The 14,423-nt window shown below is 42.7% G+C and carries 13 protein-coding genes, 2 tRNA genes and 1 pseudogene; 5 read left to right on the top strand and 11 right to left on the bottom strand.

The annotated features are described in order from the left end of the window. Window positions 1-251 precede the first annotated feature (251 nt). The 3 genes and pseudogenes from ACSFC1_RS02950 to ACSFC1_RS02940 all read left to right on the top strand — a co-directional run. Window positions 252-1,769 (top strand): helix-turn-helix domain-containing protein, encoded by a 1,518-nt coding sequence (locus ACSFC1_RS02950; RefSeq protein ID WP_435564635.1) that lies wholly within the window; start codon window positions 252-254, stop codon window positions 1,767-1,769. Next, window positions 1,769-2,620 (top strand): Ppx/GppA phosphatase family protein, encoded by an 852-nt coding sequence (locus ACSFC1_RS02945; RefSeq protein ID WP_435564634.1) that lies wholly within the window; start codon window positions 1,769-1,771, stop codon window positions 2,618-2,620. Before ACSFC1_RS02950 ends, ACSFC1_RS02945 begins: the two co-directional genes overlap by 1 nt. Window positions 2,621-2,741: 121 nt before the next feature. Beyond that, window positions 2,742-3,080, top strand: a pseudogene (locus ACSFC1_RS02940) (ATP-binding protein); the annotation flags it as partial. 76 nt (window positions 3,081-3,156) lie between these two features. Here the strand turns inward: ACSFC1_RS02940 and ACSFC1_RS02935 are convergent. The 3 genes from ACSFC1_RS02935 to ACSFC1_RS02925 all read right to left on the bottom strand — a co-directional run bounded on the left by ACSFC1_RS02935 (window position 3,157) and on the right by ACSFC1_RS02925 (window position 4,134). Continuing rightward, window positions 3,157-3,233, bottom strand: a tRNA-Arg gene (locus ACSFC1_RS02935). Window positions 3,234-3,237: 4 nt separating this feature from the next. After that, window positions 3,238-3,329 (bottom strand) — tRNA-Ser (locus tag ACSFC1_RS02930). A gap of 76 nt (window positions 3,330-3,405) precedes the next feature. After that, window positions 3,406-4,134, bottom strand: coding sequence for a class I SAM-dependent methyltransferase (locus ACSFC1_RS02925; RefSeq protein WP_435564633.1), 729 nt, complete (start codon window positions 4,132-4,134; stop codon window positions 3,406-3,408). A gap of 288 nt (window positions 4,135-4,422) precedes the next feature. Between ACSFC1_RS02925 and crcB the strand changes: the two genes are divergently transcribed. Next, on the top strand, window positions 4,423-4,821 hold the full coding sequence (crcB, locus tag ACSFC1_RS02920; protein WP_435564632.1) for a fluoride efflux transporter CrcB: 399 nt from the start codon (window positions 4,423-4,425) through the stop codon (window positions 4,819-4,821). Window positions 4,822-4,863: 42 nt separating this feature from the next. Further along, window positions 4,864-5,199, top strand: coding sequence for a DUF190 domain-containing protein (locus ACSFC1_RS02915; protein ID WP_435564631.1), 336 nt, complete (start codon window positions 4,864-4,866; stop codon window positions 5,197-5,199). Between the two features lie 87 nt (window positions 5,200-5,286). Here the strand turns inward: ACSFC1_RS02915 and alaS are convergent, their stop codons facing one another. The 8 genes from alaS to ACSFC1_RS02875 all read right to left on the bottom strand — a co-directional run bounded on the left by alaS (window position 5,287) and on the right by ACSFC1_RS02875 (window position 14,416). Then, window positions 5,287-7,854 (bottom strand): alanine--tRNA ligase, encoded by a 2,568-nt coding sequence (gene alaS / locus ACSFC1_RS02910; protein ID WP_435564630.1) that lies wholly within the window; start codon window positions 7,852-7,854, stop codon window positions 5,287-5,289. Window positions 7,855-7,866: 12 nt separating this feature from the next. After that, window positions 7,867-8,682 carry a phosphatidate cytidylyltransferase gene (locus ACSFC1_RS02905; protein WP_435564629.1) on the bottom strand — a complete coding sequence of 272 codons (816 nt, stop codon included), beginning with the start codon at window positions 8,680-8,682 and terminating at the stop codon, window positions 7,867-7,869. Then, a complete protein-coding gene (uppS, locus tag ACSFC1_RS02900) occupies window positions 8,682-9,359 on the bottom strand; it encodes a polyprenyl diphosphate synthase (protein ID WP_435564628.1) in 678 nt (225 codons plus the stop codon). Before uppS ends, ACSFC1_RS02905 begins: the two co-directional genes overlap by 1 nt. Then, the gene (gene frr, locus ACSFC1_RS02895) at window positions 9,356-9,913 is read right to left on the bottom strand and encodes a ribosome recycling factor (protein ID WP_435564627.1); all 558 of its coding nucleotides are present in this window, start codon (window positions 9,911-9,913) and stop codon (window positions 9,356-9,358) included. Before frr ends, uppS begins: the two co-directional genes overlap by 4 nt. Window positions 9,914-9,958: 45 nt before the next feature. Beyond that, a complete protein-coding gene (locus ACSFC1_RS02890) occupies window positions 9,959-10,897 on the bottom strand; it encodes an ABC transporter ATP-binding protein (protein ID WP_435564626.1) in 939 nt (312 codons plus the stop codon). Between the two features lie 10 nt (window positions 10,898-10,907). Continuing rightward, complete coding sequence (locus tag ACSFC1_RS02885) at window positions 10,908-11,675, bottom strand: ABC transporter permease (protein ID WP_435564625.1); 768 nt, start codon at window positions 11,673-11,675, stop codon at window positions 10,908-10,910. Between the two features lie 218 nt (window positions 11,676-11,893). Then, complete coding sequence (locus ACSFC1_RS02880) at window positions 11,894-13,567, bottom strand: Rqc2 family fibronectin-binding protein (protein WP_435564624.1); 1,674 nt, start codon at window positions 13,565-13,567, stop codon at window positions 11,894-11,896. Beyond that, complete coding sequence (locus ACSFC1_RS02875; protein ID WP_435564623.1) at window positions 13,568-14,416, bottom strand: deoxyribonuclease IV; 849 nt, start codon at window positions 14,414-14,416, stop codon at window positions 13,568-13,570. It lies immediately after the preceding gene. Window positions 14,417-14,423: the final 7 nt, after the last annotated feature.

Here is a 14,423-nt window from a genome sequence, read left to right as displayed (position 1 = left end):
TAAAACACTTTGTCATTGACAAAATCTGTCACGATGTCGTGAAAAAGAAATTGTCGGTCCTTCGTAAATCACCTTTCGAGAGCGAGAACAAGTCATTCTGTAATATTGCCAAGAAAATCAAAGAAGCTGTGTGGAAGTGCTCGAGGTACTGTAGTGAATGTGATCGGCTCGAACGCAGAAAGTTTTTAAGGCATCGAAAGGTCGATGAACAAATCAGATTTGTGATATATAATGAATTAATGGGGGTAACGATGGAGTTTTCACAACGACTCAGTCTTTTGATGAATGTTCTCGGTGTGTCTAATGCGGCTCTTGCGAAGGCTCTTTCGGTTGATCCTTCGCTTGTCAGTCGTTGGAGAAACGGCACCAGAACGCCCACGAGGGAAAGCCATCACATAGATCAAATAGCTTTGTTTTTTGCAGAACGTGCCAAAAGGGATTATCAAAAACTCGCCATTTGTGAAGTAACAGGAGTGCCGGTACAAAGCCTTGAGAAAGAGACCCTTGAGAATATAATCAAAAGCTGGCTTAGTTCTGCCACGATGCCAGACACGAATCTGATAGACGGCTTTCTGAACAAAATAGGTATGTTCAAAACACCATCTGTTCAAATTCAAGGAGAGATGGTGCTACCCGGTGGGCAAAAGGTTGAATGCGAAATCTTCTACGGTGTTGAGGGTAAACAAAGGGGTGTGTTGAAATTTCTGTCTTTTGCCCTTCGAAACTCACAACCATCTGAATTGCTGCTGTACAGTGATGAGGCAATAGATTGGTTTGCCTATGACAAGGCTTATCTTTCACGCCTTGGTGGCACGTTGATCACCCTCGCCATGAAAGGTTGGAAGGTAAAGATGGTCCACACGGTGACTCGTGATATCACAGAAATGCTTGCTGCAATAGATTTTTGGCTTCCACTTTACATGACGGGCTCTGTGATGCCTTATTACAATCCAAAGTACAGAGAGCATTACTTCAGAAGAACACTTTTTGTCATACCAAAGATCGCCGCTTTCACCTGTACAACGCTTGAAAAATCCGAGCAGCAAACGGTGAATTTCTTGATCACAGAAAAACAGATCGTGGAATTACTCGCCCAGGAGTACGAAAGATTTTTGAGCACCTGCAGACCACTCATGGAAATACCACAAATAGGTTCTGATGAGTTGTTCTCACTCCTTGAAGACTTTGAAGAACAGCCATTCAGTGGGTTCACGATAAGCTACGCACCATCGATCACAACTATGCCGGGGGAGTTGCTCGAGAAGATCTTGAGTCGTCACGGAGTGGAAATGAAAGAAAAGATCATGGCTCATTGGAGAAAGAGATCGAGTCTCTTCGAGAGAAATTTGAGAAAGTCTAAGATGACCCATGTCTTAGTCTTGCCATCTTTAGATTCACTGCTGGCAGGAGAGACACCGATCGAACTACCAGAGGCTGGAATCGAGCTATTCTACACACCTCAAGAGTATGTCGAACACTTAGAGAGTGTGATCTTCTTTTTGGAGAAGTATGATAACTATAATCTTTATCTTGCACCAAAGACGGTGAGTGAAGGAGTTTCTGTCGCCGTTAAAGATCAGGTTGGCGTTGTGGTTTTCAAGAAAGATCGACCGGTTAGGATGTTCGCGATAAACCACCCAGATATGACGAATGCTTTTTACTGTTATGCTGAAGAATTCATAAACAAATTGCCTCTGCACGGCAAACAGAGAGAGCAAGTTATAAAGACAATTGAGAACTTGATCGATTCAGTACGAGGTAATACATAATGACAGCAGTTTTGGATCTTGGATCTAATTCCTTTATCATTCTGATTTACGACAAGGGCAATGTACTGGTTGAAAAGGTCTACGAAGTTGGTCTGAAGGCTGTCAAAGAAGAACAAGAAGCTTTTGCAAGGGCAAGTCGTGTACTTGAAGAGATCACAAAAGAATTGACTGTCAAGGTTCCCATCTACGCTTTTGGCACCGCCGTCTTTCGTGAAAGGCAAGATCTTTTTCAGAAACTGGTGAAAACTTTTGGTTTGAAGGGCTTTATTCTATCAGAAGAAGAAGAGGCATATTTCACCTACATGTGTGTAGATCCAAATTTCGAAAAGGATCTCACTGTTTTTGATCTGGGTGGGGGAAGTCTTGAGATAGTGAAAAAGAACTGGTTTGTAAGCCTACCTTTGGGCACACATGCTCTCAACTCTCTTTTTGATCTTTCCTTGCCTGGTGCGAGAGAGTTTGAAAAGGCATTGGACTATGTGAGCGAAAGATTACCTGACTTTCATAATCCAGTTGGTATCGGAGGGTCCTTTGTCTCATTGGCTGCGTTAAAGGCTGGCAAATGGGATCTTGGCATGCTCGATGGTGTTATGCTCAGTGTAGAAGAGATCGAAAGAGCAAGAGAGTTTTTGAAATCAAAAACATATGAAGAAATAAGACAGTTGAAGATCATCCCGCCCGGCAGGGAAAGAACGATCGTTGCAGGTTCTGTGGTGGCAACAGCGGTGGCAAAGAAAGAAGAGATAAGGGTATCTACAAAAGGTTTTAGACACACCTTGGCGAAGATGATAGAAAATGGGGCAATCACTAAGCCTTGGATCAACAGTGAAAATTCTGTTGTTCGCTTCTGATAGAAACTTTGAAAATCTTGCAGTTGACTTATTATAGAAGATGCAAGCAGATGATTTTCGTGATATAATGGACTCAAACTGGTTTGAGTTACTCAATGGGGGTTGAGCAACGTACTTTTCCTTGGCGCCAAAGTCTTCAAGAGCAGAACTCTATGACAGAGAAAAGGAGCTTGAAGATCTCACCAATTACGTTCAAACGGGCAGAATTGTTCTCATAAACGGCATCAGGCGCGTTGGCAAGACTTCACTTGTGAAGGTATTCTTAGAACAGATGAAGCAGAAAAGATACCACACAGTGATGATAGATTGCAGAGTCTACGACAAGATAACCACCTTAGACAGAAATGGTTTCGAGAGAAAACTCATTTCGGAATTTGACACAATTCTGAAAGTGAATATGAGTGTTTTGAAGGTTCTCTCAAAGATTAACGTCGCAGGAGTAGAGCTGAACTTTGAAAAACTCAGAGAGAAACGAAATCTACCAACTTCCAGATCCTATGCTTCAGCGAGCGCTCTTGAACTGAAATCGCAGGCTCTGGCGTGCCCGGGGAGATTTGAACTCCCGGCCTCCAGATCCGCAGTCTGGCGCTCTATCCAGCTGAGCTACGGGCACAACCTGGCGGAGAGGGAGGGATTCGAACCCTCGGTTGGGTAAATCCCCAACACTTGCTTAGCAGGCAAGCGCCTTCGACCACTCGGCCACCTCTCCGATCCAAACTAATTCTCATTATAATACAACTGGCTGAAAATTCAAGCTTGTTTTCGGTGAACCTTTTCAAAAAGCGTTACTGAGCTAAAACAACCAATCTTCTGGCGTTTAGATCATAGGGATCTTTGTCCAGCGATCTATACGCAGCAATATCGTTAAAGCCGCACATTTGAAGCATCATCTTCAGTTTCTGTGCGGAATAAAGATAGTGCTCTAATCTGTAGACTCTGTACTTACCATCTTTGAGAATTATCCAGTCGTTTATCATCCTTGCCATCCCAGGCTCGAAACTGCGTTTCTCGATGAGCATACTCTCACCACGTTCGGTGATCATTGAATCTCTGTAGTTTTTCAAAACTATCTCCTTTGAAGCCATCTCCATCAACAACTTGCCACCATCTTTCAAGCTCTTTCTGATGTTCCTCAGGACTTGCATATTATCGTTGTGGTCTTTGAAATAGCCAAAGGAAGTATAGATGTTGACTACCAGGTCGAAGTGATTCGGTTCAACAAAATCTTTCATATCAGCTTGAACAAAGCACACGTTAGTCAATCCAGAACAAAGCTCTTTCCCTTTGTTCAAAAGAAACTCTGAGGCATCAACTGCCGTGACAGAAAAACCACGTTTCGCAAATTCGTGAGTGTGCCTCGCTGGTCCGCAGCAAAGATCAAGTACACTGCCGCCTTGAAGCCCTGTGATCTGGATAATCTTTTCTACTTGTTTGCTGGCAAGCTCAAAACTCTCTGGTGGAAACAACCAATCATACAGATCTTTCCAGAAGTTCTCATCAAGAAACCACGTCACCCTACCACCCCTTGTTCTTCTTTACGAAGTATTACCATTACTTGTAAGATTGACAACGAAAAAACATCATCTTTCTCAATTGTTCCTCTTGCATACTATATTATTGCATAGCAAAGACTATCAGGCTGTGACGACACAAGTCGAGAAACAAACCTTTGCTGCTGAGTGCTACCTTTCAGTGGTTTTGTTCAATGCGGAATGTGTGTGATTTCCCATACTGAAAGTATCACTTTTGAGACTCTTTGTTGTTTGAAATGCGCGAGAACATTCAAAGAGGAGGATACTGAATTGAGTTCATCGAATTTGATGAAAATCCTCGCTGTTGGGTTTGGTGGCTTCTTAGGCTCAGTTGCAAGATACTTGATCTCACTGTGGTTGAGTGAAAAATATCCAAATTCCTATGTGCCTTACGGTACACTTGTTGCGAATGTTCTTGGAAGTTTCCTGCTCGGAGTAGTGATGGAAATCGCAACTTACGTACCAATGAGTGTTTCAAAAAGACTTCTGTTGACAACAGGTATCATGGGCGGACTTACAACATTCTCGACATTGAGTTATGAAACGATGGCACTTTTTTACAGCGGAGTCTATTCAGCAGCGGTGCTGAACGAAGCAATTAATGTGGTTTTAGGATTAGCTGGAGCCTTCGGCGGGAAGAAACTCGTTGATTTGATTATCAGAGTCTAATGATTTCTTCACTAAGATTTCAGCCAATGAGGGGGATGAGTTATGCAGCAGGTTGTTGGAACATTTCTACGCATATATGTGAAGGAAAATCAAAAGTGTGAGGCATTCAGGAAAAAGCCATTGAACCAGGTGATTGCAGAGATGGCACTCAAGATGGAGATCACAGATTTCGTTGAGTACAAAGCGTTCGAAGGCTACATATTCGACCGAAGGATACACACGATGGCAAGAGAAATTATCGATCACGAATTACCCATAATCATCGAACTTTTCACAACCAACGAAAAGGCGCAAAGATTTCTTGAGACGATCGCTCCGCATCTGAAGAACACAATCGTGCTTGTGTTCAGAGACACATTGGGTTACCTTTTTGAATGACAAACAAAGGTGCAATGAAAGATGAACTCAGTTACGAGCACTCGATGATCTCTACGTTAAAACCACATCAGAAAGGGACTGTCTTATTTAGCCTTGTTGGAGTAACTTTCTGGCGTACTCTATAACTTGGTTCACCTTTGCAGTGTTTTTGCCACCAGCTTGTGCGAACTCTGGTCTTCCTCCACCGCCACCTTCAAGAATCTGAGCGGCTTGCTTGGCTATATCTCCCGCCTTGATCTTCTTAGTGAGATCTTGAGTGACACGTACTATCAAATTGACCTTGTCTTTGCCAACAGAGAACAAAAGTACCACCAACGAACTTTCGCCAGAAACAGCTACATCTGAAAGATTTCGCAATTCGTTTGGCTCGATCTCCTCAAAGACGCAGTGCAAGAATTTGATGTTGTTGATCTGTTCAGAGGGAGTCTGTCTCAACTGAGAGATGAGTAGCTTCGATCTGAGTTGTTGTAGCTCTTTGTTTAGATTGTTATTCTTTTCGATGAGACCATCGATTTTCAGCAAAATATCGTTTCCAGAGGCATCGAGTCTTTCATAGATCTTTTCCATTAAGTTTTCGTTGTCTCTCAGATAGTTCAGCGAGTTGAAACCTGTTATTGCCTCTATTCGCCTTGTACCTGCAGAGATTGCAAACTCAGAGATTATCTTGAACAAACCTATGTTGCCCGTATTTTCAACGTGAGTACCACCACACAGCTCTTCGCTGAACTGTGGCACCTTCACTACTCTGACGACTTCACCGTACTTTTCGTTGAAGAGCGCTATTGCCCCTTCAGAGATGGCTTCTTTGTAAGACTTTTCCTCGATTATCACCGGCAGAGAGTTCAAGATGACTTCGTTCACTAAGTCTTCGATTTTTTCTAATTGCTCTTTCGTGAGTGACTGATGGTGAGTGAAGTCAAACCTCAGTCGATCTGGTGCCACCAATGAACCAGCTTGTTTTACATGTTCACCCAAGACTTTTTTCAAAGCAGCGTGCAAAAGATGTGTCGCCGTGTGATTTCTTGCCGTCGCTTTGCGTCTTTTTTCATCGACTGTCAGCTTGACCTTCATACCCTTTTGCAGTTGACCACTTTTGATTCTCAAAACATGTGCTACGATCCCTTCAACCGGAATGTAGACATGCTCGACAACGGCAGAACCATCATTCCAGTGAACTTCGCCTACATCAGAAACCTGTCCACCACGTTCGGCATAGAAGGGGGTCTTGTCGAAAACCACCTCAGGTGTTGAACTATCGTCTTTTACGAAGATGACCTCTGCTTCGCAATCGAGGGTTTGGTAACCCACAAAGATCGTTTTGAAGCTCTTTGCGAGCTCGTTGTAAAGATCGGTCCTCTTGGCGTATTCTATATCACTTCTCGCACTGCGAGCCTTCTGCCTTTGTTCTTCCATGAGTCTTTCAAAATCTTTCAAATCAACCTCTAAGCCATTTTCTCTCGCAACATCTACCACGATATCTGGCGGGAAACCGTAGGTATCATACAGTTTAAAGACGCTTTCACCGTCTATCTTTTTGTTGGACTTTGCCATTATCTCTTTGAGCATCTCGTTGCCTTGAACGATTGTTTTGAAAAATCTCTCTTCCTCTGCTTGTGTAACACTCATTATGAGTTCTCTTCGCTCAGAGAGTTCTGGGTAGACCTTTTTCATCCTCTCTATAACTGCGTCGTTCACGGTGTGCAGAAATGGTTTTTGTGCGCCGAGCAATACACCGTGTCTCACAGCACGTCTGAGTATTCTTCTTAAGACATAACCTCGCTCTTCATTGGATGGAAAGACACCGTCGGCTATCAGAAAGCTCACAGCCCTTGAATGGTCTGCAATAACCCTTATCGAGATGTCTTTTCTTTCATCTAAACCATATCTGACACCCAAAACTTCCTCTATACGAGAGATCACAGGTTTGAAGAGATCTGTTTCAAAGTTACTCTTCACATTCTGAATGGCAGAGGCAATTCTTTCAAGACCCGCTCCGGTGTCTATGTTCTTCTTAGGAAGTGGGTGTAGTCTTCCCTCTTCATCTTGATTGAATTCGGTGAAGACCAAGTTCCAAATCTCCAAAAATTGCTCTTCGCAGCTCTCTGGTGTGCAATCATCAGATGGTTTTGATCCTGTGAAGTAATGAATCTCACTGCATGGACCACAAGGACCTGTGGGTCCTGCAGGTCCCCAGAAATTTGTCTCTTTGCCCATGCGTATTATTTTCTTCTCTTCTATTCCAACGAGATCTTTCCATATCCTGAAGGCTTCATCGTCGTCTCTGTATATAGTCACCCACAATCTTTCTTCGGGAAGCTTCAAGATTTTTGTGACGAACTCCCAAGCCCACGTAATAGCCTCTTTCTTAAAATAATCACCAAAGGAGAAGTTTCCAAGCATCTCAAAAAAGGTTTGATGCCTTGGAGTTCTACCAACATTGTCTATGTCATTTGTCCTCAAGCATTTTTGACAGGTAGCAACACGGGTGTAAACAGGCTTGACCTTGCCCCAGAAGATCGGCTTGAAAGGCACCATACCTGCCACAGTAAAAAGCAACTGAGGATCGTTCGGAATCAAAGAAGCACTTGGGAGCACCTTGTGACCTTTCGATTCAAAAAATATCAAAAACTCTTCTCTCAGTTCATCTGAATTCATAACCAAACCTCCTCAAAGTACTCCTATCGAAAATAGTAAATAAGTGATAGGCGTCACAAAGAGTAAACCGTCTATTCTATCAAGCATACCACCATGACCTGGCAAAACATTTCCTGAATCTTTCAGTTTGAAATATCGCTTCAAAGCAGATTCGAAAAGATCGCCAAAGGTGTCGAAGAGCGCCACAACAATAGAGAAGATGATCAAAGACTTAAAGGGCATTACATTCGCTTTGAAGATTCCTTGAAAGATCGCTTTGTAGACAACACAAAATGCAAGAGTTGTCAAAAACCCACCAAAGATTCCCTCAAGACTCTTTGAAGGACTTATCTGTGTTGCGATCTTGATTCTCCCAAATCTTATTCCCACAAAGTAAGCACCGGTGTCGTACAACCACACCGCGGTCAGATTCAGTAAAGCGTTTGCAGCTCCAAATTCCAGATAGATCGGGAAAAAGAAAGAAAGACAACCGGCTATGTACAGAAGCGACAGAACAGAAGCAAGTACCGTGCTGAAAACTTCAGAAATTTCTCTGAGTGTTATCACAAAAAAGATGCTGTTCAAGATAAAGGCGCTTGCTAACAACAACAAACCATTTGAAGCTTTCAGTATTCCATAAGTTGTTGTGAAGCCAACGCTCAGTGCCACACCAAAATAGAGAAATACCCTTTGTTCGTAACTTCTCACGGTCATGTTAAGCAATTCGTAAGAAGCGAGCAGTACAACGGCTGAAACCAAACCTATCAGGCTCTTGTAATTTATGAAGCACAAAACAACAAATGGAGCAACTATAGAAGCTGTTATCAATCTGATCTTAGTCTCTGACATCATAACCCCCCGAATCTTCTTTGACGTTTTTCAAAATCTTCAATGGCTTTCAGAAGATCTTCCTTTGAAAAATCAGGCCAAAGAGTTTCTGTGAAATACAACTCGCTGTAAGCGATCTGCCACAGCAAAAAGTTGCTGATTCTCATCTCTCCAGAGGTTCTTATGACTAAATCAGGATCTGGCAGATCTGGAAGATAGAGGAATTTTCGTAAATCGTCCTCGTTGAAGGTCCTCAAACCATTCTTGATACCATTGTTGATAGCATCTATTATCTCGCGCCTTCCACCGTAGTTGAAAGCCAAGATAGCCTGAATTCTTTCGTTGCTCTTGGTTTTTTCTTCGAAATCTCTACAAACTTGAACTACCTCTTGGGGTAATTGCTCCATCGTTCCACAGAATCTAATTCTCACATTTTGCTCCATCATTCGATTGAACTTTTCGTAAAGCATCTGCCTCAACAGGGCAAAAAGGAAGTTCACCTCTTCTGGAGGTCTCCTCCAGTTTTCGGTGGAAAAGGTATAGAGGGTGACGTACTTAATACCAAGTTCAGCACACCACTCAATTATTTGTTCAGCTTTTTGTGCGCCTCTTCTGTGACCCTCGATCCTCGGCAGGCCCCTTTTTTTCGCCCACCTTCCGTTACCATCCATTATGACTGCAAGGTGTGTAAGACTCAAACTTCCATTATCTCCTTTTCTTTCTTTTCGAAGAGTTTATCCATCTCTTCGACTTTCTTGTCTGTGATCTCTTGAATTTCCTTTTCAAGTCTTTTCTCGTCGTCTTCCGAGATCTTACCGTCCTTCTCCATGTCTTTTAGATCTTTGAGTACATCTCTTCTGACATTTCTGATCGCTACCTTACCTTGCTCGATGATTTCTTTCACCTTTTTAACCCATTTCTGTTTCTGCTCAGTTGTTGGAGTGGGGAAAACAAGTCTTATCACGTTACCGTCGTTCAGTGGTGTTAACCCAATTCCAGATGTGAAGATCGCTTTTTCGATGGCAGAGAGTACCGATTTGTCCCAGGGCTTTATTATCAAAGCCCTGTCCTCGGAGATACTGACTGTGGCAAGTTGATTGATCGGAGTCGCAGCACCATAATAATCTACCTTTATTTCTTCAAGAATCGCAGGTGTTGGCCTTCCTGTCCTCATCTTTCTGAGCTCGTCAGATATCTTTTCAATGGCTTTGTTCATTCTGTCCTCTGCACTCTTCACCAACGGGTGCTTCACATGACTCCCTCCTCGATCTAATACCTTACACTTTTACTGATTATATCACGACTTTGCACTGCCGTTGGTGTATGATATGAAGATCTTCTCAAAGTTGACGAGTTCTTTCTCTATACTCTCAACTTCAATCTGATTGACTCTGAATTTCTCCATGATCTCATAGAGCTCCTTAGAGGAAGACAGATTGAGATGAAGCTCTATGGCATTCCCATCCTTGTTCCATTCAGTAAAACCAAGTCTTGCGAGCTTCTCTTCAGTTGAACCATTGGATTCAATCACCACTTTGTAGCCACGGGCGGTGAAAAGATCTATGAGCTTTCTCTTTTCCTCACAGACGACGATCTTTGCGTTGTTCATTATGGCGACCCTGTCTGCTACGGCTTCGACCAAACCCATGTCGTGTGTCGAAAGCAAGATGGTCTTGCCCTGTACTTGAAGATTCTTGAGTAAACTGCGAAATTCAACGGCAGAGTTCACGTCCAAACCCAAGGTTGGTTCGTCCAAGAGCAGAATATCGGTTCCAGCCGCAAGACAGACCGCTATCGCCGCCTTCTGCTGCATACCACGCGACAGTTTGTGAACAAGTTCATCTTTCTTTTCATAGAGCCCCAATGTTTCCAATATTCTGAGTGCTTCGGTCCTTTTCAACGTCTTTCCCCTGATACCGCAGAAATATTTCATATTCTCGATGGGTGTCATTCTCCAGTAAAGATTTCTGTTGCCCTCTAACACCGCACTGATCTGTTCGAGAGCCTTTTTCCTTTCTTTGAGCACATCGTATCCCTTAATCCTTATATCGCCACTATCAGGCACTATCAAGCCACAGATCGACTTGATGGTGGTTGTCTTGCCAGCACCGTTTGGTCCAAGCAACGCGAAGATTTCGCCGTCTCTCACTTCAAAAGAGGCGTTGTCAACAGCTTTCAACCTTTCTTTAGAACCTCGTTTTGGATAACTTTTCACCAAGTTCTTTACCGTTATCATCGCGACCACCTCAATACTGAGAGAGTGTTCCAGAAATCATCGCATGTCTCTCGAAGATTCGAAAGATCAAAATGCCTACAAAGAGGTAGAGCGTTGCGGCGAGCCATAGGAGCAAATGATCTGAAAAAGGAAATTGATAAAGCCGAGTGCCGGTTGTCGCCATCTTCTTCATCATCTGTGCGGCTTGAGACATTGGTAAGAGTCTGTACCACAGTTGTGAACTATCAAACATCGTGAAGGCAAGTGATCCAAATGTGACTATCTGTATGAATGAAGAGATTCTCTTGAAAACCAACGCTATGCCACCCAAAACCATACCAACCCCCAAAGCCGAGATAGTACCGACAATGAGTAGATAGAGTAATGTTGGCAAATCGAAGCTGAGTTGCCTCTTGGTTGTGAATGCCACAAAGTACATCAAAGGAACTGCAAGCCAAACGTTGAAGATAAAGTCACTAACCATCCTGAAGAGCATCTGGTATTCAAAAGCGATTGGCGACATGAAAACCTGTTCGAGTGTACCACGTTGTGCCTCTTCTATAATGCCCCATGCAACGCCTTGAAAGGAAAAGATGAACATCGTCCACATGAAATAGCCAACGATCATGCCTTCAAGAGTATCGCCCGAGGAGATATTCGCTCCACCAATCGCCTTGATGCCGAAAAACATGAAGTAGAAAAAGATCAAAAGCGTCGCAACTCCTGAGATCGTGTTGAAGTAGTACCTTTTAAATTCCAACCAAAATTTTACGATATTTGCCATAAGAGCATTAAACATTTTGATACCTCCTTTATTCGGCTAAAAATATTTTAGGTTATACTTTAGAAATTGTCAAGATCTAAATACAAATATTGAAGTTCGATGAAAAACACGCGGCAAAGAGCTCTTGATGCTGTTCACTGTGTGAAAAGAGAGACGAAGTGTAAGAGAGTACAGAGCTGGCGATCTGTAACTAACGCTCTGTGATTTGGGAAAATCGAACAAGAGATATAGTTCTACGATCTTTGCTGTTCGAGTGAATCTACGAGTTGTGGATTTACAAAGATCGTTTCATAGTTTGTGTAGACCACTAAACCTGGTGGAGAGCCTTTGGGTTTGTGGACGTATTTGACGAGAGTGTAATCAACAGGAACCTTTGATGAAAAACGTGCCTTAGAGTGATATGCGGCAAGTGCAGCAGCACATTCAAGAACTCTGTGAGGCACAGTCTTACCTTCAGTCTTTATTACCACATGCGCACCAGGAGATTCGTGAACATGCAACCAAAGATCTTTATCGTTCGATTCTCTGACGAGCTTTTCATTCTGCTTGTTGTTCTTGCCGATGAGGATCTTGAAGCCTTCGTACTCTATTTTCTTGAAATCACTTTCCTTCGGTGGTTGATGTCTTTTCGCCTTTATCAGGCCTTGCTGAATCATTTCTTCTTTTATCTCGGCAATTGTATCGAGATCTTGCGCAGACTCTATCGTGTGTGCGAGTTGTTCAAGATAAGAGAGGAACTGTCGTGAACTTTCAACTCTCGTCTGCAACACTCTACTTTTTTCCTTCAACTTCTTGTACAAGCCAAAATAATGTTGTGAACTCTCTTTGATGTCTTTGCCTTCGACCAAAGGAACAGACACCAGTTGCCCCGTTTCGTAGTCCAAGACATTTGCAATATTCCCCAAGCGGCTTTCTGCAGATGCATACTTCAAAAGCTCTCCATAACGAAGGAAACTGTCTGCCTTTGAACATTCAGATAACTCTTCTTCCAGTAAATCAAGTGTTCTTTTCTCCTTTTTCATGCGCTCACGAACATTTTTCAAAAGTTCTGATTGCATCTGCCTTAAGGTATGGCGCAAAAACATGAGGTTGTAAGCATATTCAATCGCTTCTGATGGACTTTCAAATCTCTTTGGTTCTGCCAGAATATGTTTGAGTGGTAATGCACTCACTGTGAAAGTTTCTCCGCTTCTGTACACGTAGGTGTAAGGTTTTTCAAAATCGCTGATGATTGAGAAAAACGCATGCTTGAGTTTGTTTTTCTCTTGAAGGTTTAAATCTTTAAGAACTTTGTCTGTCAACTGTGCCCTATTAAGGAGTTCTTGTACGATCAACTTTGAAAAGCCATAGAATTTCTTCGACAAGAACTGTGATATGGTTTGCATCTCGTTGATCTGATCAAAGAAATCATATGAAATCTCAAATGGGTCAACCTTCTCGGCTGGTAGTTCGTAAGGAAAGTTCTTCTTTATCAAACGCAAGGAGGTGTTAGATTCTTTGAAGGAATCAACAATGATTCCATCTTCGGTCAAAACAGCATTACAATGAGTTCCCAAGAACTCAAGGCACAATTTGTAGAGATGTCTGTCTCCAACTTCATCGATTTTGTCAAAATCAAGACAGAGTATTCTGTCTAAACCGACTTGTTCAACAGCTTTCAGTCTTGCATTTCTCAACCTCGTTCTCAAAAACATCACAAAGTTTGAAGGATGATGATCAGAAAAATCTTCTTTCTGAGTGAAACAGATATGAGAAAAGATTGGGTCAAGAGAGATGCGAAGAACCTTCTGCTGAAAATAGAGGTAGATCGTAGATCTATCAAACTGATAGATCTGTCTCAAACTCGAATCGATGATCGAGCGAAGTTCCAAAACGAGTTTTTTCAGAACAAAACTGTCTAAGAGCATTCAGATCAACCCAACCAATGACTTCACATGGGCGATCTCCTTGGTGTAGAGATCTTCTTCATTTGGTGTTTCCAAAACCCACGGTATCTTCTGTATTTGTTCAAAACTCAGGAAATTGATGAACCCTTTGTCACCGATAAAACCCTTGCCTATGTTTTCATGCCTATCGAGAGGTTTCCCAAGTGGCGCTTTCGTGTCGTTCAAATGAATCATCTTGACCCTCCATAAACCTAAAGCCCTCTCTATCTGCTCGAGCAATCTCTCAACACCATCTTTTGTTGTGATGTCATAACCCGCATCAAAACCATGGCACGTGTCATAGGTGATGCCTATCCTCTTTGGATCACAACTCATCTTTATTATCTGAGCCAACTGGTCTATCTCATAACCTATGTTCCCACCCTTGGGCGAGACATTTTCAAGCAATAGCATGACACCGTCCACAGAGGCTAAGAATCTATCTATCGCCTTTAGAATTCTGTCGATTCCCACCTTTTCGCCAGCACCTGTGTGACTGCCTGGATGAACATTCAAATAGGGTATTCCAAGGAATTGGCAGATCTTACCCTCAACTATCAAAAGCTCAACAGACCTCTGCCATATATCGTCTTTCGGACTTGCGAGGTTTATCAGGTAACCGCTGTGGCAAAAGGCTGCCTCAAGAGGGAGATCGCACTTCTTCATCTGATTTTGAAATTCTTGTGAGACCTTATTGGAAGGCATCGTTGCCCTCCAAGTTCTTGGACTGTGAGGAAAGATTTGGAAGGTGTTACCACCAGAGTCAATAGTCATTTGTGGAACCTTTTCAAAACCGTATGAAATTGGCATATGTGCACCTATTCTGATCACAGATATC

Source organism: Pseudothermotoga sp. U03pept (assembly GCF_051235805.1).
Lineage (GTDB): Bacteria > Thermotogota > Thermotogae > Thermotogales > DSM-5069 > Pseudothermotoga_B.
The sequence above is the reverse complement of the archived record's forward strand: the minus strand, read 5'-3'. Positions and strand labels throughout refer to the sequence as shown.